26 protein-coding genes are annotated in these 26,473 nt (G+C 48.9%); 20 read left to right on the top strand and 6 right to left on the bottom strand.

Features of this window, described 5'->3' with window-relative positions:
- Window positions 1-166: 166 nt before the first annotated feature.
- The 10 genes from MUN34_RS12790 to MUN34_RS12835 all read left to right on the top strand — a co-directional run bounded on the left by MUN34_RS12790 (window position 167) and on the right by MUN34_RS12835 (window position 9,728).
- Window positions 167-694 (top strand): type III secretion system chaperone family protein, encoded by a 528-nt coding sequence (locus MUN34_RS12790; protein ID WP_026827227.1) that lies wholly within the window; start codon window positions 167-169, stop codon window positions 692-694.
- 151 nt (window positions 695-845) lie between these two features.
- Complete coding sequence (locus tag MUN34_RS12795; RefSeq protein ID WP_247857988.1) at window positions 846-2,027, top strand: hypothetical protein; 1,182 nt, start codon at window positions 846-848, stop codon at window positions 2,025-2,027.
- Window positions 2,028-2,052: 25 nt separating this feature from the next.
- Window positions 2,053-2,973 (top strand): NAD-dependent epimerase/dehydratase family protein, encoded by a 921-nt coding sequence (locus MUN34_RS12800; RefSeq protein WP_247857989.1) that lies wholly within the window; start codon window positions 2,053-2,055, stop codon window positions 2,971-2,973.
- Window positions 2,952-3,809 carry a lysylphosphatidylglycerol synthase domain-containing protein gene (locus MUN34_RS12805; RefSeq protein WP_247857990.1) on the top strand — a complete coding sequence of 286 codons (858 nt, stop codon included), beginning with the start codon at window positions 2,952-2,954 and terminating at the stop codon, window positions 3,807-3,809. Before MUN34_RS12800 ends, MUN34_RS12805 begins: the two co-directional genes overlap by 22 nt.
- Window positions 3,810-3,814: 5 nt before the next feature.
- The gene (locus MUN34_RS12810; protein ID WP_247857991.1) at window positions 3,815-5,248 is read left to right on the top strand and encodes an alkaline phosphatase family protein; all 1,434 of its coding nucleotides are present in this window, start codon (window positions 3,815-3,817) and stop codon (window positions 5,246-5,248) included.
- A complete protein-coding gene (locus tag MUN34_RS12815) occupies window positions 5,245-5,976 on the top strand; it encodes a glycosyltransferase family 2 protein (protein ID WP_026827222.1) in 732 nt (243 codons plus the stop codon). Before MUN34_RS12810 ends, MUN34_RS12815 begins: the two co-directional genes overlap by 4 nt.
- Window positions 5,973-6,710, top strand: a complete 738-nt coding sequence (locus MUN34_RS12820; RefSeq protein WP_026827221.1) for a hypothetical protein — start codon at window positions 5,973-5,975, stop codon at window positions 6,708-6,710. Before MUN34_RS12815 ends, MUN34_RS12820 begins: the two co-directional genes overlap by 4 nt.
- A 12-nt stretch (window positions 6,711-6,722) precedes the next feature.
- Complete coding sequence (locus tag MUN34_RS12825; protein ID WP_026827220.1) at window positions 6,723-7,640, top strand: FTR1 family iron permease; 918 nt, start codon at window positions 6,723-6,725, stop codon at window positions 7,638-7,640.
- The gene (locus tag MUN34_RS12830) at window positions 7,637-9,019 is read left to right on the top strand and encodes a hypothetical protein (protein WP_247857992.1); all 1,383 of its coding nucleotides are present in this window, start codon (window positions 7,637-7,639) and stop codon (window positions 9,017-9,019) included. The genes MUN34_RS12825 and MUN34_RS12830 overlap by 4 nt, the downstream gene beginning before the upstream one ends.
- Before the next feature lie 13 nt (window positions 9,020-9,032).
- The gene (locus tag MUN34_RS12835) at window positions 9,033-9,728 is read left to right on the top strand and encodes a phosphotransferase family protein (protein WP_247857993.1); all 696 of its coding nucleotides are present in this window, start codon (window positions 9,033-9,035) and stop codon (window positions 9,726-9,728) included.
- Between the two features lie 328 nt (window positions 9,729-10,056).
- Here the strand turns inward: MUN34_RS12835 and MUN34_RS12840 are convergent, their stop codons facing one another.
- Together MUN34_RS12840 and MUN34_RS12845 are read right to left on the bottom strand one after the other, a co-directional pair.
- On the bottom strand, window positions 10,057-10,617 hold the full coding sequence (locus MUN34_RS12840) for a GNAT family N-acetyltransferase (RefSeq protein WP_247857994.1): 561 nt from the start codon (window positions 10,615-10,617) through the stop codon (window positions 10,057-10,059).
- A gap of 71 nt (window positions 10,618-10,688) precedes the next feature.
- Window positions 10,689-11,300 carry a YitT family protein gene (locus MUN34_RS12845; protein ID WP_247857995.1) on the bottom strand — a complete coding sequence of 204 codons (612 nt, stop codon included), beginning with the start codon at window positions 11,298-11,300 and terminating at the stop codon, window positions 10,689-10,691.
- Between the two features lie 445 nt (window positions 11,301-11,745).
- On the opposite strand from MUN34_RS12845, the gene MUN34_RS12850 reads away from it, so the two are divergent.
- From MUN34_RS12850 to MUN34_RS12890, 9 genes are all read left to right on the top strand, one after another.
- The gene (locus tag MUN34_RS12850; protein WP_247857996.1) at window positions 11,746-13,098 is read left to right on the top strand and encodes an FAD-dependent oxidoreductase; all 1,353 of its coding nucleotides are present in this window, start codon (window positions 11,746-11,748) and stop codon (window positions 13,096-13,098) included.
- 226 nt (window positions 13,099-13,324) lie between these two features.
- Window positions 13,325-14,209, top strand: coding sequence for an SDR family oxidoreductase (locus tag MUN34_RS12855; RefSeq protein WP_247857997.1), 885 nt, complete (start codon window positions 13,325-13,327; stop codon window positions 14,207-14,209).
- A 122-nt stretch (window positions 14,210-14,331) separates the two neighbouring features.
- The gene (locus tag MUN34_RS12860) at window positions 14,332-14,883 is read left to right on the top strand and encodes a maltose acetyltransferase domain-containing protein (protein WP_427374472.1); all 552 of its coding nucleotides are present in this window, start codon (window positions 14,332-14,334) and stop codon (window positions 14,881-14,883) included.
- A 100-nt stretch (window positions 14,884-14,983) separates the two neighbouring features.
- Window positions 14,984-15,874 (top strand): hypothetical protein, encoded by an 891-nt coding sequence (locus tag MUN34_RS12865; RefSeq protein ID WP_247857999.1) that lies wholly within the window; start codon window positions 14,984-14,986, stop codon window positions 15,872-15,874.
- An 11-nt stretch (window positions 15,875-15,885) separates the two neighbouring features.
- On the top strand, window positions 15,886-16,569 hold the full coding sequence (locus MUN34_RS12870; protein WP_247858000.1) for a response regulator transcription factor: 684 nt from the start codon (window positions 15,886-15,888) through the stop codon (window positions 16,567-16,569).
- Entirely contained in the window at window positions 16,566-17,831 is a 1,266-nt protein-coding gene (locus MUN34_RS12875; RefSeq protein ID WP_247858001.1) for a sensor histidine kinase, read from the top strand. The genes MUN34_RS12870 and MUN34_RS12875 overlap by 4 nt, the downstream gene beginning before the upstream one ends.
- A gap of 78 nt (window positions 17,832-17,909) precedes the next feature.
- Window positions 17,910-18,989: a site-2 protease family protein gene (locus tag MUN34_RS12880; protein ID WP_247858002.1), complete on the top strand. Its 1,080-nt coding sequence runs from the start codon at window positions 17,910-17,912 to the stop codon at window positions 18,987-18,989.
- A gap of 166 nt (window positions 18,990-19,155) precedes the next feature.
- Window positions 19,156-20,547 (top strand): MATE family efflux transporter, encoded by a 1,392-nt coding sequence (locus tag MUN34_RS12885; protein ID WP_247858003.1) that lies wholly within the window; start codon window positions 19,156-19,158, stop codon window positions 20,545-20,547.
- 109 nt (window positions 20,548-20,656) lie between these two features.
- A complete protein-coding gene (locus MUN34_RS12890) occupies window positions 20,657-21,229 on the top strand; it encodes a 3'-5' exonuclease (protein ID WP_026827207.1) in 573 nt (190 codons plus the stop codon).
- 49 nt (window positions 21,230-21,278) lie between these two features.
- Here MUN34_RS12890 and MUN34_RS12895 read toward each other — a convergent pair whose 3' ends face one another.
- The 3 genes from MUN34_RS12895 to MUN34_RS12905 form a co-directional block, all read right to left on the bottom strand.
- On the bottom strand, window positions 21,279-22,394 hold the full coding sequence (locus MUN34_RS12895) for an NADH-dependent flavin oxidoreductase (RefSeq protein WP_026827206.1): 1,116 nt from the start codon (window positions 22,392-22,394) through the stop codon (window positions 21,279-21,281).
- Between the two features lie 103 nt (window positions 22,395-22,497).
- Window positions 22,498-24,603: an MMPL family transporter gene (locus MUN34_RS12900; RefSeq protein WP_247858004.1), complete on the bottom strand. Its 2,106-nt coding sequence runs from the start codon at window positions 24,601-24,603 to the stop codon at window positions 22,498-22,500.
- A gap of 60 nt (window positions 24,604-24,663) precedes the next feature.
- Window positions 24,664-25,458 (bottom strand): hypothetical protein, encoded by a 795-nt coding sequence (locus MUN34_RS12905; protein WP_235188803.1) that lies wholly within the window; start codon window positions 25,456-25,458, stop codon window positions 24,664-24,666.
- A gap of 115 nt (window positions 25,459-25,573) precedes the next feature.
- Here MUN34_RS12905 and MUN34_RS12910 point away from each other — a divergent pair, with 115 nt between their 5' ends.
- Window positions 25,574-25,750 (top strand): YycC family protein, encoded by a 177-nt coding sequence (locus MUN34_RS12910; RefSeq protein ID WP_081776595.1) that lies wholly within the window; start codon window positions 25,574-25,576, stop codon window positions 25,748-25,750.
- Between the two features lie 63 nt (window positions 25,751-25,813).
- Here the strand turns inward: MUN34_RS12910 and MUN34_RS12915 are convergent, their stop codons facing one another.
- A complete protein-coding gene (locus tag MUN34_RS12915; protein ID WP_026827203.1) occupies window positions 25,814-26,296 on the bottom strand; it encodes a hypothetical protein in 483 nt (160 codons plus the stop codon).
- Between the last annotated feature and the right edge of the window lie 177 nt (window positions 26,297-26,473).

Below are 26,473 nucleotides of genomic sequence, written 5' to 3' on the forward strand. Positions count from 1 at the left end.
CCAATATACCCATTCAGGTATACCTTTTCAAGTTATCTGTTCGTTCATTCACAAATATGTCTTACTTTAAAATGAAAATGTTCCTTTGAGGATAACGGACATTAGTTGCAATTCCATCTAAAATGCTTGAAACTGAGATTACAGTATTTATAAGGGGGATTTAATCATGGACCAGGATCGTAACTCAAAAGACACGAACGATAACAAAGTCACACCGATCAACCAAAACATTCAGCCGGAAACAAATGAAAACGGGGTAACGGCTGTGCAACAACAATATCTAGAAGAATTCCAAGCTTTCTTAGTCGAAAAAGGCATCCCGATGGAAGCACGTGAAAACGAGACACACGTTTTCTTCATGACGCAGGAAAAAACACCATCAGGCGCTGAGCCGATGATGATGATCGTCTTCAGTAAAACAGCGACCGATGTTGAACTGTTTGCCCGTACAATCACACACGTACCGGACGGTGTCGAAGACCTCCCAATCTTAAATGCGATTAACGACTTTAACCAAGAATTCAAATACTTCCGTGTTGTCCTCGACAGCGACCGTGATGTCACGATTGCTTCGACGATCGATTTGGATCATGGCTTTAATCCGGCAGCGATCTTCGGACACTCTGTCATGATGTTCCAAGCTTCCGATGAAGTATTCGCTTATCTTACGAAATTGTATGACCAAGTTCAGTAAAACATCACCTTAAAATGGCTTCCGAGACTTCTCGGGAGCCATTTTTTTCATTTTGAAGTTCAATTGACAATGAGAATTATTCTCGCTATAGTTAGATTTGTGAAAACGACATCATTTATAACACAATCATCTTATTCTGGGGGAATAGATTATGAAAAAACGATTAAAAGTAGCATCACTCTTCATTACAGCAGGACTGCTTGCTGCTTGCGGGAATAGCGAAGACACAACGACGGCTCCTAAAAAAGAGAAAACGGAGCAAACATCGGAGACGAAAACAAACGCTGGTATTGCGGCAACGACTTTAAAAGATGAACTAACCATCTTCAGTTCCATCAAGGCCGAGCTCGATAAAGCCAAAGAAGGTCAAGCGATTGACTGGAAAATGGTCCAGACAAGCTATGACTCGAAATTAAAAGGCGGCGTCACGACGGCTGCCCCTGAAATCGAAGAAGTCATCAGTTCCGCGTTAGCGGGTGTCGAATCAAAAGAGCTGGATGAGAACGTTGCCCGTCAACTTGTCGACAAAGGCATTCAGTCTTACTTCTATAAACTCCAAAAATCAACACAAGCGACAGCGGAAGAAGCCGTTGCTGCCGGCAAAACGGATGAAGCGACAGCTGCGCTCAACGATATTAAAGACATGTCAGAAACGGTCTTCATTCCGACTGCCGAAAAACGGGATGCAAGTTACGGCTTTAAAAACGAAGACTCCATTGCTCAAGCCATCAATTCCGGGTTGACGGCACAGGAAGAAGCGATCACGGCGAAAAAGCCTGCTGATTTCAATGTCGCGAAACAGTTGACGGATAAATCAATCTACCGTTCGTTCTATCTTGCCGCTCTCGGGTACGCTCAAAAAATCGAGGATGGCGTCAAAGCCGGAACGGATGAAAAAGAATTACAGATGGAGCAAGCGGAAGGATACGGTTTCTTACTTGCCATCGAGGAATCACTTGCCGGTGGCGATGAAGAAGCCGTCGCGAAATTAAAAGACCTCTATGACTTCTCAAAAACAAAACCAGCAGACGTCAAGTTCAAAGAAGTGGAAAGCTTATTCGCTAAAGCATTAACGGAAAAGATTGACGGCTACCACGAAGAAACACAAGAAGCACTTGAGAAAAAAGACGTCGATACGGCACGGGTCGAGGCGATGGAAGCAAACATGTTCGTCATCGCAATGAAACCGACACTTGAGAGCCGTCTCGGAAAAGAGCAAGCCAGCACGGTGTTGTCTGACGCCAACGCTTGGTATGCCCTTGTCGAAAAAGGTGACCTGAAAGCCGAAACGACAGGTGATAAAATCGTTGACGCGTTAGAGCCACTCAACTAATTGATTGGAATCGGAGGAACGCGACATGCAGATTGGAATTACAGGAGGCGCGGGTTTCATCGGATCCGCCCTTGCGCTTCGTCTTCACGCCAGCGGTCATACCGTAAGTGTCATCGATGCCTTCACGGATTATTATGACGTCGAACTGAAACTGGAGCGGGCTCGTCTGTTGCAAGAGAACGGGATCGAGGTGTTCGAAGGGAACGTGCATGAGGATTTGCCGACTTGGTTCGGCAGTCACTCCTTTGCCGCCGTATTTCATCTCGCCGCTTTGCCAGGCGTCCCCGGTTCGTTACAGGAACCGCACCGCTACATCGAGGATGATATCGCGATGACGGTGACCGTCCTCGAAGCAGCGCGCACATATACTATTGCGCATCTGTTCTTCGCTTCTTCCTCCTCCGTCTACGGGGAACAAACGGGTGCCCTGTTGGAACATCAAGCAACCGGACAGGTGATGAGTCCCTATGCTGCAGCCAAGTACAGTGCGGAAACTTTTTGCCAGGCTTATCAGAATCTGTACGGTCTACAAATCGGGATCTTCCGCTTCTTCACTGTCTACGGTCCTGCCGGACGACCTGACATGGCATTGTATCGATTCATCGAACAGGCATTACACGGTCAACCGTTGACCGTTTTCGGTGACCCGATTCGGGACTTCACTTATATCGACGACATCACGCGGGGAATGGAGCAAGCCCTGCAAGCACGGGCAACCGGTGTTTTCAACCTTGGTGCCAACCGTCCGGAATCGGTGCGCGACGCCGCGGCGATGCTTAGTAAACGGTTTGACGTGCCTTTGGCATTTGCTCCCGCCCGGGCGGGAGATGTCTCAATGACATGGAGTAACACCGATGCGGCAAGGCAGACGTTCGGTTATGTTCCCTCCGTCACGCTCGCTGATGGAATGGAACGGATGATCACATGGCATCTCGATCGTCTGTGATACGTGGAGCTGCGGGCGTCGTTCTGACGTTTGCAGCTCTTTTTTTACTCGTCCGTTTCGGTCTGGAACTGCCTGTTGTTTATGACTATCTCCAAACCCTGTTGACGTCTTACTGGACAGTAGCCGCTACCGTCACTTACGCTTTCGCGTTTTATTTACGCGCACGCGCTTGGCGGACGGCAGACGAAAAAAATGCGTCTATCGCTGTTTACTTGACGAGTCTGTATCTCGGTCTGGCGATCAATCACCTCTCCCCTGTCAAAGTAGGAGAAGCGGTTCGCCTGCTGACGGCGCGAGCGATCGGCAGTCCGATGAAGCGGACGACGGCGATTTTTGTCGCCCAACGCGGCATCGACCTATCCGTACTCGGTCTTTTTGTCGCTGCCGGGGTATTATTAGGACAGACGATGTGGGTCGCCGGGCTTGCGTTTGCCGGTGGTCTGCTCGCCTTGTTGCTGGTCCGGCGATGGATCAAGACGATATATCCCTTGATTGGATACGGGGCGACGGCGTGGCTGTTTGAAGCAGGGGCCGTTTTTTGTCTCTTGCAAGGTGCGGATGCCGACATCGCCTTTCCGCTTGTCCTCGTCGCGATGAGTGCCGGGGTCTTGTCCGGAATCGCCCAGTTTACCCCGGGTGGACTCGGAACGTATGAACTTGCGATGGGAACAGTCCTGCAACTTGCGGGTGTGGCCAACCCATACGAGCTCGCCTTGATGACGCATCTCTTTAAATATGCGTTCGCATTTTTGGCGCCGGTCTATGTGCTCATCCGCCACTTGCCGATTGTCAAATTACTGTTCACCCAGTTTAAGAAGCACGATACGAAAGGATGACCTGCATGAAAAGTGCTTCCCGTTTTGAAAAAGTTGCCGCACGGATGTGGAACTTATTGAATGAAGGCAAACCCTTCACACCGATTTTTACGATCGGTGTGTTTCTCAGCTATCTGATTTTGACGCAAGGCTCGCTCAGCGGTGTTGGCTTTGGATTCCTGATGACCCTGCCACTGCTCGTCTTATATTGGAAGTTTGATTTTCCGTTGTTCTTACGGAATTATCTTTGGTTTCCGTTAATCGTCTGGTTGTTCATCGAAGGAACGGACACGCGTCTCCTGCCGCTGTTTGCGTATGGAGCCGGTCTTTATTTCTTCTTCACCGTCTTTTTCTGGGGAACGATTTATTATCACCTTCGGATCGGGACTAACTGGCTCAACTTCACACGTTTTTGGAAACTGGTCCTTAAAAACAGTGACTCGACGAGCGGAAATGCCCAAGAACAACTGCCGAAAGTCGGACTTTTACTCGCGTATTGGCAAACCGCTTCAATCGAACAGACACTCGATTGGTCCTATCTTTGGTTTCCGCTTGGGCTGTTCCTGTTCGCCTGGATCCTGCATCACTACCTGTTCGATTGGAAACCGAAACTACCGACCGAATCAACCGTCGATGCACCGATTCCGACATCACAAAAAGTCTATGTCCTGATCGTCGACGGCATGCGGAAAGATCGCTACATGGCGGCGAACACGCCGTTTCTCGAACGTCTCCGCCAAGAAGGAACGGAGTATACGAACATGGAGACCGTCTATCCAGCTCGAACGGTCGTCTGTTTCAGTTCCATGTTCACCGGCGCCCGTCCGGAAGAACACGGTATCCATTCGAACATGGTCTGGAATACGACAGGGGTCAAAACCGATACGGTCTTTGACCGGTTGCGCGACGTCGGGAAAACCGGTAAGATTCTTGGAATCGCTCATCTCGTCGATGCGTTCGGTGCCAAAGACGTTCATACCGTCACAGCCGTCATGCATAATGATGTCGCGGACCGCAACATCATCGATCGCGCCAAACAAATCGTCCAGCAAGAAGATCCGGATTTACTGGCGATTCAATTGATCGGCACCGATCAGACCGGTCACAGCCGCGGCACCCTGTATTCCGAATACGTTCAGAAAATCGAAGAAGCCGATGCCTTACTGGCTGAATTTTGTGAAGAACTGGACCGGCTCGGTAAGCTCGACGATGCAACACTGATTGTCATGGCGGATCACGGACAAGCCGATGGAATCGGCGGTCATGGTCATCTCGATGAAGGAGAACGGTTTGTTCCGTTTTGGATGTACGGCAAACACGTCCATGCCGGTCTGAAAGTTGATACACACCGACATATCCTGTCACTTGGACCAACGATTACGAAGTTGCTTGGTGCTGCTATCCCGCACGACAGCCGCGGTGTCTTACTGACGGAAGCCTTTAAGGAGGAATCCTCATGAAAAAAATCGTCGTTTTTCTTCCGGCCCACAATGAAGAAGTCTCCTTGCCGCTTGTCTTAAGACGCATTCCGGCTGAAATCGATGGACTGCCTGTCGAAACGATCGTCATCGACGACGGATCCACTGATGCGACGTCCGAGATTGCCCGGCAACACGGAGCCCATGTCTATCGTTTTCCTAAAAATCGCGGACTCGGAGCTGCCGTTCGGGAAGGGCTGCTCCGGTCCTATGCCCATGGTGCGACCGTCGCCGTCATGATTGACGCCGATAACGAATACCCGGCGGATCAGATTCCCGACGTCGTCCGACCGATTCTTCTCGACGAGGCCGACTATGTGTTTGGTTCCCGTTTTCTCGGAACCGTCGACGGGATGCGCTTGTATCGGTATATCGGCAATCATGTCTTTACTTGGTTACAGTGTGTCTTATTAAAACGTCGGATTCACGATGGACAAAGCGGCATGCGTGCCTTTTCCCGTGCGGCGTGTAAACACGCGGAAATCATCCACGACTATAACTATGCCCAAGTGCTGACACTGAATCTTGTTCGAAAAGGGTTCCGGCTGCAGGAAGTCCCGATTCGTTACCGTGTGCGCGAAGCCGGAAAGTCCTTTATCCGCTTTAATTATATCCAGCGCGTCCTCCCTGCGATTTACCGGGAATGGCGTCGCCCAATCGTCCCACTGTCGTCTGAAGAACGTTTTGAACGAAAGGAGCATCTCGGATGAGAAAACCGCTTTTCATCACCGTCATCGCCTTCTTGTTCCTGCTCACTACACCGTTGCCGGCATTCGCCTACAGCTACGGGGATCCAGGAAAGGAAGCTTTTGCGGAAGCTTATAAACAGTTTGAGGAACAGCTTGACCAAAAGGACTACACGTTAGCCAAAGAAACCATCGATGCCTACGATAAGGAATTCACGCTCTACTTCCCGGAAGCAAAAGAAAAGATCGATGCGTCGTTAGCCAAGGAAGATGCCGATGCCGCCAAGCAAGCCTACCGGGTCGCTTTGCGTCAAAACATCGAACGTCGTCTGCACTTTGCACAAGAACAATTCGATGATTTCGGACAGGCCAAGTTGTTGCTCGCTAAAGCACGCGGCACATATGATGTGCTCGCTCCTTACGTCAAAGAAAGTGAGGGTGCAAAGACAAGTGATTCATTGTATACTGCTTTTGATGATTCACTTGCGGCGCTTGGAAACCCCGGTTTGTTTGGAGTCGGGAAAAAAGCAAGCGATCGAAAAACATTTGATCAAAACATTAAACAGATTGAAGATACGGTCACCCCGCTGTTCGTTTTGCCAGGTGAAGAGAAGACGGGTGTCTTTGATGAAGAGGACTCAATCTTCGGTCAATCCTTTGGGACGGACGACATTTGGAAAACGGTCGCCATCAGTCTTGTCATCATCTTAATCGTCATCGTCATCATCGGTCAGCGTAAGAAACGACGCGCTCAATAAGGAGGAAGACACATGGATTTTCAGGCGTTTTTAATCACCCTTCGCGAATGTCTTGAAGCCGTCTTGATCGTCGGCTTGATTCTCGGTTATCTCGATCGGCTCAATGCACCACAATATAAAAAATGGGTCTACGCCGGTGTTGGACTTGCCTTACTCGCGAGTTTAGGTGTCGCCTTCTTGTTCCAAGTCGTCTTTACGAGTTTCGCAAGCTTCGGCAGCGATACGTATTTGCGTCTTGGGATTATGATCATCTCTGTTTTCCTCTTGACCCATATGGTGCTTTGGATGGGCAAGGAGGCAAAGGAAAACCAGCAGGCCTCGCAAGCGAAAGTCGCTGCCGCTGTCTCGACCGGCAGTGCGATTACAATGATCGTCCATTCGTTCCTTGTCATCGTCCGGGAAGGAATCGAAACGGTCTTCTTCTTCGCTGCGATTTCAGGTGGTGAAATCGAGAAGGTTCTGACCAGCTACGGTGCTGTCTCCGGTCTCCTGCTCGCCTTGATTTTCGGTTACCTGTTCGTTTCCGGTACGATGAAGATTCCCGTCAAACGCTTTTTCCAAGTGACAGGCGTCTTGATCTTGTTCATCGCTGCCGGCATGCTCGTCCAAACGATTGGCCGATTCCAGGATCTTGGGTTGCTCGGCAGTCTGTTGACGAATGCGGACGGTACACCGGCCGCCCTTTATAACATCGTGGCTTTCATGCCGGAACACTATATCGATCAAGTCCAGTATTTAAGGGACACCGGCAATACGACATTGATCAGCGGTCAAATCGGAACGTTCATGGGGGCGATGTTCGGCTACAGCCATAATCCCTCCATTGAGCAAGTTTTCGCCTGGTGGGGATACTTCGCCTTTGCAGGTTTCATGTTGATGCGTCAAAATCGCGCGCCAAAAACCGTCAAGAAACTGAAGGAGGTCTCGTGACGGTTCGAAGCGGTCATCCACAACAACGTGGACGATCGCTTTTTTTCATGTGTATCATTCTGATTTCCGTGTGCACCGCCGGACGCCTTTATCTGGTCAGTCCGTTTGTGGCAAGCTACGACATCGCCAACTTCACGTTAGCGGTCGGACAGTATGACTTGGCGAATTTACAGCCGCATTTCCCCGGATACCCGTTTTTCATCTTACTCGCGACCGGTCTGGCACGACTCGGGCTCGAACCTGTCCGCGCCCTTGGAATCGTCTCGATGCTTGGCTTCACGAGCGGACTGGTTCCGCTGTACCTGCTGTTCAAACGCAGACGATTCGATGCGGTTCGTCTGCTGGCTGCTTTTACGGTCGTGTCGACGGCTTCCCTTGTCGTCTTGTCCGCAACCGGGATGTCGGATGGTCTCGCCCTTGGTGTTCTTTGTTGGTTCGTTTGGAGTGTCGAACGCGCACGGCAGGGACATTTCCGTCTTTTGCCGTACCTCTTGTTTGGCCTGTTGATGGCGACCCGGTTATCCTATGCACCGTTTGGAATCATCCTTTTGTTTTTACTGTGGCAAGTGCGGCGTGACGCTTGGCAGGTGGTGTCAGAGATGGCAGTCCTGCTCCTCGCCCAACTGGCCTGGCTGTTACCGGTCGCCTTCTCTGTCGGCGGACCGGCTTCCTTTGCCCAATTATCACTCAGCTTCGTGACGGGTCATTTCTCGGACTGGGGAGGCACGGCGCAAACGGATGACGCCACCCTGCTGGAACGACTTGGATTGACAATCAAACAAATGGTTTGGCATGGTCTTGGGTTTGCCACTTGGATTGGTCTCGGATCGGGACTATTCTTATTTTGCCAACGTCTCCGTTCGTTCCCTCTCTGGTGGAGTGTTACCGGAACCGGGTATTTTCTTTGGGTATGGTTTGCCCAAAACATCGATAAACCGCGGCATGTCTTACCACTCGTCTTACTGCTTGTGGTTTTACTCGTCCGCCGTTTGTCGATCCGTTGGCTCGTTCCGTTTTTATGTATTCAATTGCTGATCGGAAGTATCGCTTTGTATCAACAAGCGACTACTAAACCGGCTACGATTCAGCTGGCGGAAGCCCTTACCGGTTTACCGGCGTCCGCGACCATCTTTACGGATGAAGAAGAACGTCAGTTTTTGATGGCGCGTCCTGACGCTACGATCGTCCCGATTGGATCCGTCAGCAAATGGCGGGCGGAACCAAAATCACAGGAGGTCTATCTGACCGGACGATTGCTCAAACGGTTACGGGCGGCAGATGTACCAATCGAAGTGACGGAAGTTTTCCGCTTCACGAGTGATTCCCGGTTCGAACCGGAGGATGCGGAAGCACGGCTGTATCGGATGATCTTACGATAAGGAGCGGATTTGGATGAATATCATTGGAACCGGCAACACGGCAACGATTCAACAAGAAACTGCGGCGATTGTTCGAAAGCAGTTTCACGCACACGTTCCGCATGCAGCGGTCCAGCAGGAATTTTTAAATCATCTGTCCATCCAGAACCACTTTCCGATGACACCTCGTGTCTATAATCAAGTTGATCATTCCATTCGCATGGAGTATTTGAAAGGGGAATCGCTCGGAGATTTGATGAAACGTCATCCCGTTCGGATTCTCCGCTACATGACGACCATGGTCGCCTTACAAAGGTATCTTCATGCGTTATCCGTCGACGGGTTACCGCGTCTTCAAGAACGATATCCTGCTCACACTACACTTGTAGCGGGACATACTTTATGTCATGGTGATTTTCACCCGTATAATCTGTTGCTTGTTAAAAAAGACGTCTATGTCATCGATTGGATGGATGCCTCCATCGGCAATCCACTGATGGACGTCGCCCGTACTTTTTTATTGATTCGCTACGGGGGGCGAATGTCTTTACGAAATCCGGCAGAACGCGTTTCCCGCTTCATCCTCAGTCATTTGTACCGTGTCTGTTACTTTAAGCGCATCAGAAAAGTCACCGGATTTAAGGCTTGTTTACGGTTGTGTGCAGCTTCTCGTTTGAAAGAGCAGATTACGCCTGTCGAATCCGTTCTGTTACAACGTTTTTTAAAGTGATGGATCCGGTCGACTCCAGCGAATCACAAATCATCGTCACTTAATTAAGCTGAACATAAAAAATCACTCTTTTCCACGCCTTTTCCTGTAGGAGTCGCGTGAAGCGAGTAATTTTTTGAATCCAGATTCTTAATGTGTCGATCTTAACAGCTTAACAAAACGTCGTTGAGAAGCAGACAAGACGAAGACTCCTGCGGGAAAAGCGGAACAGGTGAGACCCCGTAAGTCGCGCAGGCGACGCGGAGGCTCACGTTTCGCCCGCGGAAAGCGAAGTCTTGTCTGCGTATCAACGAATCTTGAAACGAATTCGAAGTACTTCCCTCATCATTTAAATTGAATACGGTCGTTCCATATAATCAAATTGTCCGCCACTGATTTCAATCGTCTTGACCGGGACGAATCCAAGACGCCGATACAGGCGTTGCGCACCAGCATTCGTCTGATCCGCATTTAACGTAAACGCCCGTAATCCACGCCGTTCTCCTTCGTCCGCCGCTGCCTGCAACAGCTCAGACCCAATTCCTTTTCCGCCGTATGCCGCATCAACCGACAACGTATCCAGATAAAAGACATTTCCTTCCGTCTCTTGATCAATCTGCACCTCTTGTCCTGTCCACTCAAGCAGTTGACGTTTAATCGGTTCATCCAACTGTGCTGCATCCACTCCCGCGTATGCGATGACGATGCCGACGACATGCCCGTCGAGCTCCTTGACGAGAATATTCTCGTGACTTAACCGGTTTCCCGGTTGCGTAACAAACAGCGCGAGCCGTTCCAAAATTAATTCCTTCTCCTGTGTTCCGGTCAGGGTCTCTGCAATTTCATGAATCGCCTGTTCAATTAACGGTGCGATTTGATCTGCGTCATTGGCAGTTGCTTGTCTAATCATTTATATGTCCCCTTTCTTCTACTCTCTTTTATCGTAAAACAAAATCCCTCCTGATGTCAGGAGGGATTTGTTCATTTCAGTTCAGCTACCGGAATCGGTGTAACGACCGGTTCGCGTGTCATGACCGAGACGACACGTCCCGCAATCGCGACTGCAAGCAACGTATACAACGTTAGACTCAACGGCAGATAGACGAGTGAGATGACAAGGACGATGGCATCAAGACCAAATAAAATCGTCCCGATTGATAAGCCGGTCAGCTTACTGAGGCCCATCGACAACAAATCGTCTCCTCCTGTTGCCGCGCCACTTTTCAGAACGAGACCAAGACCATAGCCGGTCACGATTCCACTGGCGACAGCAGCAATCAGTGTTGCCGGCCATGCCTGTTCCGGAAAATGAAACAGATCCAGCCGGTACCACATTTCGTAAAACAGCGACAATGCGCCTGCCGATACGAGTGCTTCACTGACAAAACGTTTTCCTTTAAAATATAACGCTCCGATAAAAAACGGAATATCGAGTACGATCATCGAAATCGATGGATTAATGTCAAAAAAGTAACGTCCGAGTAAAGACAGACCGATAAATCCGCCTTCTGCTAATCCAAATTGTTCATTCAAGGTGTAGTAGCCGAACGCCATAAGTAGCGTTCCGCTTAAGATGGTTATGATTCGTTTCATGTGTTATTGTCCTCTCCCGTATCTTCCATGGGAGAGATTGTAGTTGTCCCGTTTGGGTATTCATCTATTTTCGCTCTCCCTGATTTTTTTCAAGCCATTACCTTCCTGTTCAATGAAGATTGGCACTGCTAAAAATCAGGTAAGCTGAATAGATGATCGATCCTCTCGGTATCCATCGGTTTCCACCCTTTCGTTTAGTTCTCTGTTTCATTATAACCCGAACTTCAGAAACTAAAACAGTTTTACACGTTTTTAACAGAAACGATACAGATGAACAATCTATTCATAACTCCTCGAAACCCGACTTGCTCACTCATTCACAATTCCGACAAACTTATGCTCATTATTGAACAAACTACTTGAAAACAACATTGTGAAGTAATACACTAAGACTATCAAATGAATGTGATTTTTATCACAAACAAACAAAAAGGGGACTTTACTCATGAAAGTAGCAGTCATCGGTTGTACACACGCAGGAACAGCAGCAGTTAAAGAATTGACTTCACAGCACGAGCAACTGGATATCACCGTTTACGAACGAAACGATAACGTCTCATTCCTTTCTTGCGGCATTGCGCTTCACGTCGGTGGCGTCGTCGAGCATGCGGAGTCGCTGTTTTATTCTTCACCGGATGAACTGACTGAACTCGGTGCCGAGATGCGCTTAAAACATGATGTCCTGGAAATCGACAGCACGAACCAAACGATTCTTGCAAAAAATCTCTTAACGGGTGAAACCGTTCAAGATACGTACGATAAATTGATTATGACGACTGGTTCATGGCCGATCATCCCGATGCTTCCCGGGATTGAACTGAATCAAATTGAGCTCTGCAAAAACTATCACCACGCACAAACCATCATCAAAAAAGCAACAGATGCCCAGCGGATTACCGTTGTCGGTGCCGGTTACATCGGTGCTGAATTGGTTGAAGCATTCGAAGCATACGGCAAAGATGTCACGTTCATCGACAGTGCCGACCGGATTTTAAATAAATACTTGGATCGTTCATTCACGGATATCATTGAAAACGAATTGACAGACCGCGGGATTCACCTCGAGTTGAACCAGACCGTTCAAAGCTTTACCGGCGTGGACGGCAATGTCACACAAGTCGTCACGGACAAAGGAACGTTTGAGACGGATCTCGTCATTCTCTGTGTCGGTTTCCGACCAAGTACGGAATTGTTAAAAGGACAAATCGACATGTTGCCGAACGGAGCGATCATCGTCGACGACTATATGCGGACCAGTAATCCGAACATCTTTGCTGCCGGTGACAGCTGTGCCGTCTACTACAATCCGGCTCGGACACACGCTTATATTCCGCTCGCCACAAATGCCGTCCGAATGGGAACACTCGTCGGGAAAAATTTACTCGCTCCGACGATCCGCTACCAAGGCACACAAGGAACGTCCGGTCTCCGGTTGTATGACTTAAACATTGCTTCGACCGGTCTGACAGAAGATGCTGCTCCGTTCTTCGGTTTAGAAGTGACAAGTACGACGGTTCAAGATGCCTACCGTCCTGAGTTCATGCCGACAGCTGAAAATGTCCAACTGAAACTTGTGTATGAAACTACGACTCATCGTGTCGTGGGTGCACAAATCATCTCAAAAGTCGACCTCACCCAGGCGATGAATACATTGTCGGTCGCGATTCAAAATGAGATGACGCTTGAAGAACTCGCTTTCGTCGACTTCTTCTTCCAACCGCACTACAACAAACCATGGAACTTACTGAATCAAGCAGCTTTACAAGGGATGAAAGAACTGACATCGGAACGTGTCTGATTGGTCAACTACCCCATCTTTAATCAAAATCGGAGTTCACATCTGTGGACTTCGATTTTTTTATTTGCTCTTTTTCCGCTTCGGTTAGTTATTGCTACAGCCTTGTTGAGCGCACTTTTCCACTTAACGAAAATTTCACTTGATTAATCAATTGACGTTTAGACGTGAAGTGACAGGGAACATACTTCTTATGCAAATGAAACCACTACCTAGGAGGAATCAGTTCATGTCACAGTCTAACAATCCACTTACACAATATTTTAATGATGACTTCCCAAAACAATATCAGGAGGCACCGGCTGTCCAGGCAAAAATGGAGCCAGTCCCGGATTGTGGTGAAGAAAGTTATAAAGGTTCCGGTAAACTGATCGGGAAAAAAGCCTTGATCACAGGGGGCGATTCTGGAATCGGTCGTGCCGCTGCCATTGCTTATGCACGTGAAGGTGCAGATGTGTTCCTCAACTATCTACCGGAAGAACAACAAGACGCTGAAGAAGTTAAAGCACTTGTTGAAGCTGCCGGCCAAAAAGCATACTTACTGGCGGGCGACCTCAGTGATGAAACGTTCTGTCAACAACTCGTCAAAGAAGCACACGAATCACTTGGCGGAATCGATATTCTGGCACTCGTCGCCGGCAAACAGCAAGCCGTCGAGGACATCATGGACCTGTCGACGGAACAACTCCGCAAAACATATGAAATCAATGTTTTTTCTTTGTTTTGGGTCGTTAAAGCTGCCCTCCCGTTGTTAAAAGAAGGGGCTTCGATTATCACGACGACTTCGGTTCAAGGCTACAACCCAAGTGCGAACCTGCTCGATTACGCGTCAACGAAATTTGCCATCAACGGCTTTACACGAGGACTTGCGAAACAAGTCGCGCCAAAAGGCATCCGCGTCAATTCTGTTGCACCGGGTCCAATCTGGACGCCGTTGCAAATCTCAGGTGGTCAACCAAGCGAAAACATTCCAGAATTCGGTCAGGAAACACCGCTTAAACGGAGTGGTCAACCGGTCGAACTTTCGAGCGTCTATGTCTTCCTCGCTTCAGATGATGCTAGTTATGTCACGGCACAAATTTATGGTGTCACAGGCGGAATTGAACTCGCTTAATTGAATGCTAGAGTAAAAAGCGGTTTTGATGGCGACATCAAAATCGCTTTTTTTGGTATCAGTTGCTTCTCCCCGTCCGGTTTAGTCTAATGAAGGTATACATATGATAGGAGATGATTCATGTGACAGAAAAAGAAAAGATGATTCAAGGTCAGTTGTATTTAGCCGGGGATGCGGAGCTCGTGGCCGATCGGAAACGGGCCCAGGTGCTTTGTCATCAATTTAACCAACTCAGCATCGAAGAGTTGCCTGCCCGAAAATCACTCCTGCAACAACTTTTACGGACGGAACAAACAGATTTTTACATCGAACCGTCTTTTAAATGTGATTATGGCTACAACATCACGCTTGGTGCCCGGTTTTATGCTAATTATGATTGCGTGCTGCTCGACATTTGTCCGATTACGATCGGCGACAACTGTATGCTCGCTCCGGGCGTCCACATTTATACAGCAACGCATCCGCTAGATCCCATCGAACGCAACAGCGGTTATGAATTCGGGAAACCGGTTGTCATCGGGGACAACGTCTGGATCGGTGGCCGTGCCGTCATCACGCCGGGCGTGACGATTGGGGACAATGCCGTCATCGCGGCCGGAAGTGTCGTCGTCAAAGATGTCGCCCCAAACACTGTCGTCGGCGGGAATCCTGCCCGCTTCATCAAACCAATTTGATTTCTCATCAAATTTTAATCTAATCCTCAGTCTCCTCTCACTTGCGGGCGCTATTCTAAGAATAAGAAAAGCAGCTACCACTACCGAGGAGGAAATCATCATGACAAACGAAAAACGTACGGATAAACCAAAAAAGAATTTTGTAAAACGCGGTCTCGCTTCAATCGCCATCACAGGAACCGTTTTGACGGGGGCCGGCGCCTTCTTACTTTTCACCGGTCCGGGACATTCTCTCGTCAATTCAACGGTCACGACTTCAGAACAAGTTGAACAAAAAGTCGAAGCAGCTTCAACAAAAGTTTCAAGCAACGTCAAGCAGTCGCTTCCGAGCGCATTTCGGGATGATCAAGAAATAGAAGGAACGTTAAAAGAAGTATCCGGCACATCGGTGACACTTACACAAAATGGTTCGGATCAATCGTATTCGTTTGCCTCATCTGCCGAAATCGAACAAGCTACGGCCGGCGATTGGATTAAACTTGAACTCAATCAGGACGGTCTTGTCCGGGAACTCGAACGTGAAGATGATCGGGATGGTCGAGATAACGATTCCTCCGACGATGACCGAAATGAAGTCACCGGTGTCGTCAAAGAGCTGTCCAATGAACAAATCGTCTTGACTCAAAATGGTTCGGATCAAACGTACCGCTTCAGCGAGCGCGCAGAGATCGACCAAGCGCAAGCCGGTGATACCGTCAAACTTGAACTGACAGCAGCCGGTCTCGTCCGGGAGCTCGACCGGGAAGATGCAAGTGATCGGGACGACCGGAACGATGGCCGCCCAGAAGACGATGCAGCGGAAGATCAAGACATCCGTGGTGCATTGGTCCGTGTGACGGACACACAAGTCGTCATTGAACAAAACGGTAAAAACGTGACGTTTGAACGTGCGCAAAACATGGAACAGGATAATGATGTACAGGTCGGTTCACAAGTCGAACTTGAGTTGAACGGATCGAAGCAAGTGACAGAAATCGACGAACAGTCGTAAGGAGGAAGTCTATGGCACCGACCATCTTAATCGTCGAGGACGATTCGAAAATCGCCCGCCTACTTGAACTGGAATTAAACCACGCTGGATACGCGACGCAGGTCGCCTTCAACGGTAAAGATGGCTTAGTAGCTGCTGAGAACGATATCGATCTCGTCTTACTCGACGTGATGATGCCGGAGCTCAGCGGCTTCGAGGTGCTTCGACGGCTTCGCGGAAAAGGTAATCCGGTTCCCGTCATCTTATTGACGGCACGGGGCGAAGTGTATGACAAGGTGGCCGGTCTTGATCTCGGCGCCAATGATTATGTGACGAAGCCGTTTGAAATCGAAGAATTGTTGGCACGTATCCGGGCCTTACTCCGCTTGACGACACGCGCCGCCGTCGAATCCAATCAGTTGCATTATGCCGATGTCTTACTGGATTTGGACCGGCATGAAGCGTTTCGAAACGACGTCCCGCTTGATTTGACACCACGCGAATTCGATTTGTTGTCCTATCTGATGGAAAATAAGGAACACGTCTTGACCCGTGAGCAAATCCTCAATCGGGTCTGGGGTTATGACTACTTCGGAGAAACGAATATCGTCGATGTCTACATCCGGTATTTACGCAAAAAAATGGACCGCAGCCAGTCTCCCCTCATTCAGACCGTTCGTGGTATCGGCTATGTCTTAAGGGAGGAGAAAGGATGAAGTTACGAACCAAACTGGCGTTATCGGTGACGTTGTTCACGACACTCTTGTTGCTCTTATCTTTTCTAGTCGTCACCTATGTCGTGCGTGATCACTTGATCGAATCCCGCTTCACTCAACTCGAACAGGCCGAGGAGCTGATGGAAGATGATTCCTCGACCCGAGCTTTGTTGACGCTGCATGAAGATTCCGTCGTCCTGTCCCGTGACGACGGACGCTGGGTCATCGCGAACGATGAAGAAGATGATGATTCTGCCACCATCAACGGCGATGTGCGCGCACGCGATCTCCCCGGCATTCCGACGACCAGGGACGAACCGTTCAAATCCGGTAACTGGTTTGGCGTCGTTCATGAGGATCAAGCTTATCTGTTTGAAGACGACACCGTCGATGATACGATTTCGACCTTGATTTTCGCCTTCTCGATTGTCTTGATCATCGCAGTCATCATCGCCTTCCTCAGCAGTTTCTTCATCGCCTATCAGACGTTACGTCCGCTGCGTCAACTCGGTCAGACGATGGAACGGATTTCCGACTCCGGCACACTCGAGACCGTTCCGGAACAGCAGAATGATGAAATCGGACAGCTCGGAAAAGTCTTTAACCGGATGATTGGACGTGTCGACCAAACAATGGAACAGCAACGGCAGTTCGTCGCTGATGTCTCACACGAGATGAAGACGCCGCTGACCGTCATCGAAGGATATGCGAAGTTGCTGAAGCGTTGGGGGAAAACGAATCCCGATGTTCTCGAAGAATCAATCAGCAATATCTTGAACGAAACACATGCAATGCGAAGCGGACTGATTGAACCAATGCTCGAATTATCCCGGCTCGGATATGGTGAAACGACGACAGAGACAATTGATTTGAAACAGCTCGGCACGGAAGTCGCGGACCGGATACACCATGCTTATGACGTCCAGATTCCGGTCGATGCAACCGGGACGGTCACCGCAAATCACGAAGCACTCGTACGGATTTTGACGATTTTTATCGACAATGCGATCAAATACGCGAAAGATCCGGAAATCCGGCTTCGACCGGATCGGCTCGAAGTCCTTGACCGCGGAACCGCTTTATCCGCCGAGCAGCGCAAGCATCTCTTCGACCGGTTTTACCGGCTTGATGAAGCCCGAGACCGGTCCGGCAGCGGTCTCGGCCTGTCGATTGCTGCCGCATTGGCGGAACATCATCATCTGTCCGTTGGCAGCGAGGCCCGAACGGACGGCGGAAGTTGCTTTTTCATCACATTCAACTGACACCTGAAACGAAACCTTCCATCGTCTTTTAGCGTACACTAGAGACAAGAGTCAGATGATGAAAGAAGGTTATGGACGATGGATAAAAAACGTTGGGGAGGCTTAGCCGTCGCCGGAGCATTTCTGCTCTCAAAAGGTAAGGTTCTGCTTGCTCTCTTAAAGTTCTCCAAATTCGGCGGAACGTTAATCTCGTTCGGCATCTCGTTATTGTTTTACGCGCAAATTTTCGGTGTCTGGTTTGGTGTCGGATTACTGTATCTTTTGTTCATTCACGAAATGGGACATCTCGCAGCAGCCAAGCGGCTTGGTTTTAAGACGGGACCGGCGATTTTCGTTCCGTTCATGGGAGCGGTCATCGGAATCAAGGATACATTCCGGACGCCGAAACAAGAAGCTATTTTGGCTTATGGCGGTCCGCTGGCCGGATTATTTTCTCTCATTCCGCTTTTAATCGGATACGCGGTCACCGGAAACGAGTTTTGGCTTGTCATCTTCCATTTAGGGGCCTTGTTGAACCTGTTTAACCTGCTGCCGGTTAGCCCGCTTGACGGCGGACGGATTTTAGCCGGATTGCCGATTGTCGTCTGGGTCGCTGGTCTCGCCGCCCTGATTGCCTATGGTGTGACACATTTCAGCATCATCCTGCTACTGATTGCGTTCCTTGGCGGAAGTGCGGTCTGGAAACGATATCAGTTCGCTAAACAATATGAAAACAGTAAGTCGGTTTTAATGTTGTACCGTGCTGCCCGTAACCGGGTGTTGCAGGCGAAAGTCGAGCAGGAACAGCTCGCAGCAACGGAAACCGTCATGGAACCTGACGTTGAGGAAACGGACGACACCCCCGTCTCGACCTATGATCCGATTGCCTGGTCACTCCGGCATGATCTCCAGGATTTACGGAGCGCAAGCCCGGAAGAGGCGAAAAGTGCCGCTGATGACTTGCTTCGTTACCAATATGATTCAGCCAATGATTATGATGCCTTGCTGCGTCGCCTCGATCAACGGATCGAACCGTTGCTGGAAGCTGAAAAATCGGTTGAGTATCACCAAATGCCGAAAAAACAGCAGACGATTACACTGTTTGCCTACTTGGCACTCGGTGCGATTCTTTTTATCGCCTTCGAATATTCCAAAGGATATCTTCCGACCCCATCTTAACAATAAGCAGAAAAAAGGCATTCCGCTGTTTTCATGTGGGATGCCTTTTTCGATGAGAGCATCTTATTTTGCACATTGCTTGATTCGATTGCTTGCATCCGGTTGTCGAAGCGACTAATCTGAATGAAAATCCATGTACCTGTTTAAGAAAAAGGAGGCTCTCCTGATGATGAATAAAAATACGGCTCGATTGGGAGAAGCACCCATTAACAAACTCCTGATCGGATTGTCGCTCCCGGCGATGATCGGGATGCTCGTGACCGCTCTCTACAATATTGTCGATACGATCTTTGTCGCGCAGGGAATCGGGACGGTTGCCGTCGCGGCTGTCGGAATTGCGTTTCCCGTTCAACTGGTCTTGATGGCCATCTCGAACTCGGTCGGAATCGGCGGTGCTGCCATTGCTTCTCAGCGGCTCGGTCAAAAAAATCTGGCAGGTGCCAGTCGTGCCTATGCGAACGTCCTGATGACGGTCTTTGTTGTCAGTATGCTCGCCATTATCACAGCGTTCATCTTCGTCGAACCGTTGTTGCGTGTGTTCGGTGCGACACCCGAGATCATGCCGTACAGTATTGATTTCCTCCGTGTCCTGTTACTCGGTTCCCCGTTCTTCATGCTGACGATGGCATCCAGTGCAATGCTTCGGGCCGAGGGACGTGCCAGTTATCAGATGCGTGTCATGCTGACGACGGTCGCAATCAACATCGTCTTGACCCCCTTGTTCATTTTCGGACTCGACTGGGGGATTCAAGGAGCGGCACTCGGGACGGTCGTCGCTCAAATCGTCGGTTCCATCCTGATTTTCCGGTTCTTTTTCACGAAAGCCAAAAAAACGAGCTTAGTACTTAATCGGGAAGCGTTCCGCTTTGATCCGAAACTCGTTGTGCGGATGGGACAAATCGGATCTTCGTCCTTCATCATGCAAGTCTCGCAATCCGTTTTGTTCATCACCGTCAACCATATGCTCGTCCGGTACGGCGGAACGACGGAACTGGCGACATTTGCCGTCATCAACAAATTCATGGCGCTCGTCGGGATGCCGATCATGGGAATCGTCCAAGGGATGCAGCCGATTGTCGGCTATAACTTCGGATCGAAACAGTTTGACCGGATGTCACAAGCAATCAAGCTGGCGATTCGTTACGGTTTGACCTTATCGATCACGCTATGGCTGTTGATCCAATTGTTCCCTCGCTTTTGGGTCGGGATGTTTACGGAAGACGCGACCTTACTCGATGAAGGTTCGACGGCGATGCGGATTTTATTCGCCATTTCATTTGTCTACGGCATTCAGATGATTATCAACGGGATGTATCAATCACTCGCCAAGGCACGGATTGCCTTGTTCTTGTCGCTCTCCCGGCAAACATTATATACGATTCCACTCGTATTGATTTTACCGATCTTTTTTGGAGTACAGGGGGTTTGGTTCGCCTTCCCGATTGCTGATTTAATGGCCGTTTTGACGGCGGTCGTCTTTGCCTATCGTGACCGGATCATGCTCTTTAAGCCGGATGAGTACGCGGAGCCGGAAGAAAAAGCCGTACATGCAAAATAATCGACAGTCCGTCATGCCGCTCGGCAGACGGACTTTTTTCATTGAAACAAAAGACGAACATGCATTCTGAATCGAAATACGGTATGCTGTTTAAAAAAGGAGAGATGATATGGAACCTTATACACTGGCGATCGATTTTGAAACAGCTAATCGGAACAGCCGTAGTATCTGCGCTTTCGGCTGGTCCATTTTATCCGAGGGGAAAGTCATCACAAGCCAACAAGTTTTGATCAACCCGGAGGAAGACTTTGATGCCGGCAACATCCGTGTCCACGGCATTCGGCCGAGTGACGTCTGGGATGCACCGGCCTTACCGGAGGCAATGACAACACATGGCTTGTTTGATTTGATCGAAAATGCAGAGCTTATCGTCGCTCATAATGCGGCATTCGACATGGGTGCACTCCAAAAAGCGATTCAAAAATACGACTTGTATCAAATGCCGCCGTTTCAGTACGGCTGTACGGTCAAGTTATCACGGAAACTGTATCCATGGTTGCCGAACCACAAGTTAAATACGATGGCAGAATTTTTAAATGTCTCGTTTAAGCACCATGATGCCAAGGAAGATGCCTACATCTGCGCCTTGTTGCTGCAGGATATGTTGGACCGGACAAATATCGAACATCCGGTCGAGCTGCACCGTTTTTGTGGTGTCCGGATGGGTGAAGTCGCTTACTGACACTAAAAAAGGAGCAACTCAGAATTCTGAGTTGCTCCTTTCGTATTTCTTATTTTGTTGTTTGTTTGATTGGGAACCAGCCTGGACGGCTCGTGATTCCTTGCCATAATGCATCCGGTACGACGAGTTCTGCTTGTGCTGACGGATCGAGTTCAGTCCGGATTGAATCCGTTTCTCCCGCTTCCACTTTTTCGACCCATTTCGGTTCCATGATCAACTCACGACCAAGCGCGACGAGTGGCACGACTTCAAGCGAACGCTCGACTTCTTCCGGCGTATGAAGTGAACCGACACCGATGACCGGAACCTGTTGACCGACACGCTCTTGTACAAGGCTGATCGGTGAACGCGTTTCATTCTGATCACGAATCGATCCGGCAAAGAAGTCCATGACGGAAACGTGCAAGTAGTCGAGGTCTTTTTTCGCAAGAGCATCGACGAGTTGCATCGTATCGTCGAGTGTAATTCCCGGATTTTCAACTTCTTCCGGTGAGAAACGGTAACCGACGATGAATGATGGATCTTGTTTTGCAACAGCTTCGACCGCATCAACAACTGCCAGCGGGAAAGCCAGACGTTTTTCAAGACTTCCGCCCCATTTGTCATCACGACGGTTTGAGTGTGGAGAAACGAATTGTTGAATTAAGTACGTGTTCGCACCATGAATCTCAACTCCGTCAAATCCAGCTTCCATCGCACGGCGTGTCGCTTGACCGAACGCTTCGATGATTGCATCGACTTCCGCTGCTTCAAGTGCACGTGGTGTCATTGCGCCTTCACGTTCTGGTGCTACTGCGCTTGCACTGACAGTTTGTCCGCCGACGAGTTCCGGTGGTGCCATACGACCTGCGTGGAAAATTTGCAGAATCGCTTTTGCGCCTTGATCTTGGATCGTTGTCGCAAGACGTTTCAGGCTCGGAATCAATTCATCGCGTTCTGCGCCAAACTCATTCGGGAATCCTTGACCGTCTGCCGTGACGTTGGCACATGCTGTGATGACTGCACCGACTCCACCTGAACGTTCTGCGTAGTATGCAAGCTCCGCTTCTGAAACTTCACCGTTTTCTTCCGCCGCGTAGTTTGTCATCGGCGCCATCATAATCCGGTTTTTAAGTGTCACTCCGTTTGGAAGTGTAAACGTATCAAACATCTTTTCATTAGCCATTGAAGCATATCCTCCTCTGAAATCTTAACTTGAATATCGTCAGTATACGCTCGTCCTGCTTTAAATGACTAATGATGTGCTTCACTGATGTTCTGAGTACTTATCAGATCCGGTATTTTCGTTTTCGCCGTCCGCCCGGCCACCACCAGTTCCAGTGTCCGAACAGCTTCATCAATGCCGGAACGAGAAGCATCCGAACGATGGTCGCATCAATGAAAATCGCCAAAGCAATCCCGACACCGAGCTGTTTGATCGGACTGACTCCTGTAAAAGCAAATGCGCCGGTGACGACAATCATGATTAAAGCGGCGGAGGTGATGATTTTACTCGTTTTCGCCAGTCCCATTTCCGTCGCGAGATCATTATTCCCGGTCTCATCGTAGTATTCTTCCATTCGTGAGACGAGGAACACTTCATAATCCATCGACAATCCGAAGACAAGCGAGAAGATGAAGACCGGTGTTAAAATACCGATTGTTTCGGCCGGGAAAACCAAGCCTGATTCAAATAAAATGACGAGTAAACCAAATGTTGCACCGAGGCTGAGCAGATTCATCAAGATTGCTTTAATCGGAATCAGGATCGACTGGAACGCAAACAACAGGATGATGAATGTCGCAAGCAAGACAAGACCTAACGCAAGTGGCATCTTCGAGTAGATTTCATCATAAATTTCCTGATTAAAGGCTGCGGGTCCCCCGACTTGATACCCTTGATCCCGCACTTCGCGGACCCATTTTTGTGAACTCTTGTCTCCCGGATCTCCCGTCAACTTGACATTGATCCTAGCAATGCCTCGATCAAATGCAATCAAAGGCGCCAACTGTTCTTTCCCCTGTTCACTCGCAGCAAGCTGGGAAACGGTCCGGCCGTTTGCTTCAGCCAGCGCCGTCGCTGAAACGACACTGCTTACTCCGCCATCTGCTTCGAGTCGTGTAGTCAACGCTTCCAGTTTTTCGACACCTTGTTCCGTTTGAAAATCAGCTTTCAGTAAGACGACGGCATCGGTCCCATCGTCGCCAAAAGTTTTTTCCCACGCTTCAAAAGCGAGGCGTGATTCATAATCTTCCGGTAACGCGCTTGCTTGCGGAATGTTCAGCTCTAAATCACGCAATGGAATTAAGCATGGCAACAGCAGGAGCAACGAAAATAAACTGACGGCAACCGGACGCTTCATGACGAACCGGGCCAACTTACGCCACCGGACTTCGCCTTGCTCCGAGTCAGCCTTGAAAATCCGCCCTTTTTCCAGACTCCCCCCTAGCAGTGCGAGCAGGGCAGGTAGCAAGGTAACAGCACTGATGACGGCCCCGAGCACCGAGACCAATGTGCCGATTGCGACCGCTTGAAACACGTCGACATCAATGACGAGCAAACCCGCCAACCCGACGAACACACAAATCCCGGAAAATAAAATCGATCGTCCGGCTGTAGCGACCGAGACTTCCGCTGCCGCCGTAATCGACCGTCCGGCAGTCCTTTCTTCCCGGAAACGATTGACGTAAAGCAAGGAAAAATCGATTCCGAGGGCAAGTGAAATCATCGCTACGGCATTTAAGACAAAGATTGATAATTCCTGTTGTCCAGCGATGAAATACAGCGTCCCGGCCCCGAAAATGAACGTGACGAGACCCATGATGAGCGGCAAGATGGCAGCAAGCGGAGTACCAAAAACGAGAAATAAGACAAGTAACGCTGCCGGTACCCCAATCAATTCAGCCCGGACCAAGTCATTTTTCGATGCTGTATTTAAGTCGTCGACGATTAACGGTTCTCCTGTCAGTCGAATCGTACTACCGTCTTGTGGATCGAGCTTTTCCTGCACTGCCTTCACCCAAGACGGTTCAATGTTCGGTATCCCGATTGAAACGTATCCTTTTCCGTCTTTTAAAGCTTCCGGATTTTCCTGTACCCCGACGACCTGTCCGACGCCTTGAATGGTCCGAAAAGCAGTGACGTGACGCTCCATTTCCTGCCGGATGGTTTCTGTTTCTCCTTCAAACAAAACGATAATTTGATGAGGGTCCTGCTTAAATTCTTGTTCCAACGTGCGTTCGACTTGTTGAAATTCTCCGTCCCGGGTAAAGCCGTTTCCTTTAAGCTGATCCGGTAGTTGCACCGCAAAATAACCAAGCAGAAGCAACAGGACTATCCAGGTGACACTGATACCTTTTCGAAAACGGACGACGTATTGACCAAAACGTTCCATCTGTCATCTTCCTCCCCGTATACAAAACACATCCTTCGCCTGCTAAGACAAAGGATGTGTTTACGTCTTTTGAAAAATTTGGAGCCACGTATTTCCGAAATTCGCCGACGTCGAAACGATGGCCAGACGCTGTGCCGCTTCATCCAGCAAAACCGTCTTTAACAGGACGGAAGACTGGCACCCGTCAAATTTAAATTTCAGTTGATCTTTTTCATATAGATAGAATCGGTTGGCATCCGTAATGGAAAACAGATGGTGTCGGCTATCGACCAGCAAATAATCGTCGTACTCGGAAAAAGGAATCAATTGTTCATGTTCCGTAAACGCATCCCAAATGACATAACGCGACTGAGTCACATCATAGGAAATCATCGTTGCCGGTGCCAACAGACGTTCGAACGCATACTGCGGATGATAACCCCGTTCAATCAAACGTCCTAATAAAGGAGCTTCGTCATAATCCGAGAAAGTTCCTTCCTGTTCTTCAAAACAATAACGAACGACATCGGTCTCAGCCGAGTACATAAAAATTTGATTGCCTCGCCATTCATAAAGATTACTGAACCATGCATCAGCAAAGATGACGGGACGATTCATATATTGGAGACATCCGTCTCTTAAATCTAGTAAACCAAACAGTGAAGTTTCTTCAAAAACGATGAACACACGGTATCCGTCCGGTTCAAAGAACCAGGTGAACGGAACATACGCACATGCTGTCTCCCATCGTATTCTCAAATCCAGATCACATTTTGTAAACCCGCCTTGATCCCGATATAAAATCAGGTCATCGCCGAATCGGTCAAAGAGTGAAACAGATTCATGGAACAACAGCTCAGCGGCTGGTTTATACATACGCATCACTTCCTACTTCCTACGGTATCAACCTTCTTCATTTCTAGCTACTGTCGATGCGCTCCAAGAACATGTCCTGTATACTAAAGCTAAACAAAAAGGAGGTATGCAAACTATGAAACCCCTACAACTGTCTGCTGATACAGCTGTTGAACTTTCGAAACGTCTCAATGTGCCGCTCGAACAGTTAATGCATATGCCACGGCATATTTTGATTCAAAAACTGGTCGAATTAGAGACTGAACAATCCAAGTCTTCACCTGCAGATGACACATCTTCACAAGACAAATGATGAAAATATGCCCTTCTTTCTTGCACTGATTGCAGGAAGAGAAGGGCATTATTTTGCATATCCTCATGATTGCGGATTGTATTCGGACTTTCCGTAACGAAATACATTGACGATTGCTTTTCCATCACTCGGATAACCGTTCGGATGATCGATCGGAAATAACGAGAAGAAAATGAAGTAGAACGAGAAATAGGCGAATTGATACGTAAAAATCGAAGTTTCAAAGACGCCTGCATAAATCAAACCGTTCACGATCAAGATGCTCGCCAGATTAAAGATAGCTCCACCGGCGTAGACGGTGATGTTCGTAAATTTATTTTCATGACGAAGTGCCTCATACTGACACCATCCGTCCCAGAAATAGACACGATTTAAGCGGATGGGTCCGACACGTAATAACGATTTTCCCGATCCGATGTTGATTTCCATATTGCCGCCGAATAGGCGTGCGAAAAAATAATGACCCATCTCATGAATTAACGTGACGATTGGTAATAACAAAAAAAACGAGAAGAAAAATTTCCAGATATCATTGAAGCCGAACATAAGATACATCCTTTCAAAAAACCAGCACTCTAAATACTACTTATAGTATGTTCCCCTAAGCATTGAATTAAAACAGTAAACGTGAAAAATCATTAAGTCATTACGATGACACCGCAACACGACTGTCACGTTCTGGACTGCAGGGCTGTATTAAAAAAATCGGAGTCCACGTTAGTG

It is taken from the genome of Exiguobacterium sp. 17-1, from assembly GCF_023096305.1.
In the GTDB taxonomy this organism is placed as follows: domain Bacteria; phylum Bacillota; class Bacilli; order Exiguobacteriales; family Exiguobacteriaceae; genus Exiguobacterium_A; species Exiguobacterium_A sibiricum_A.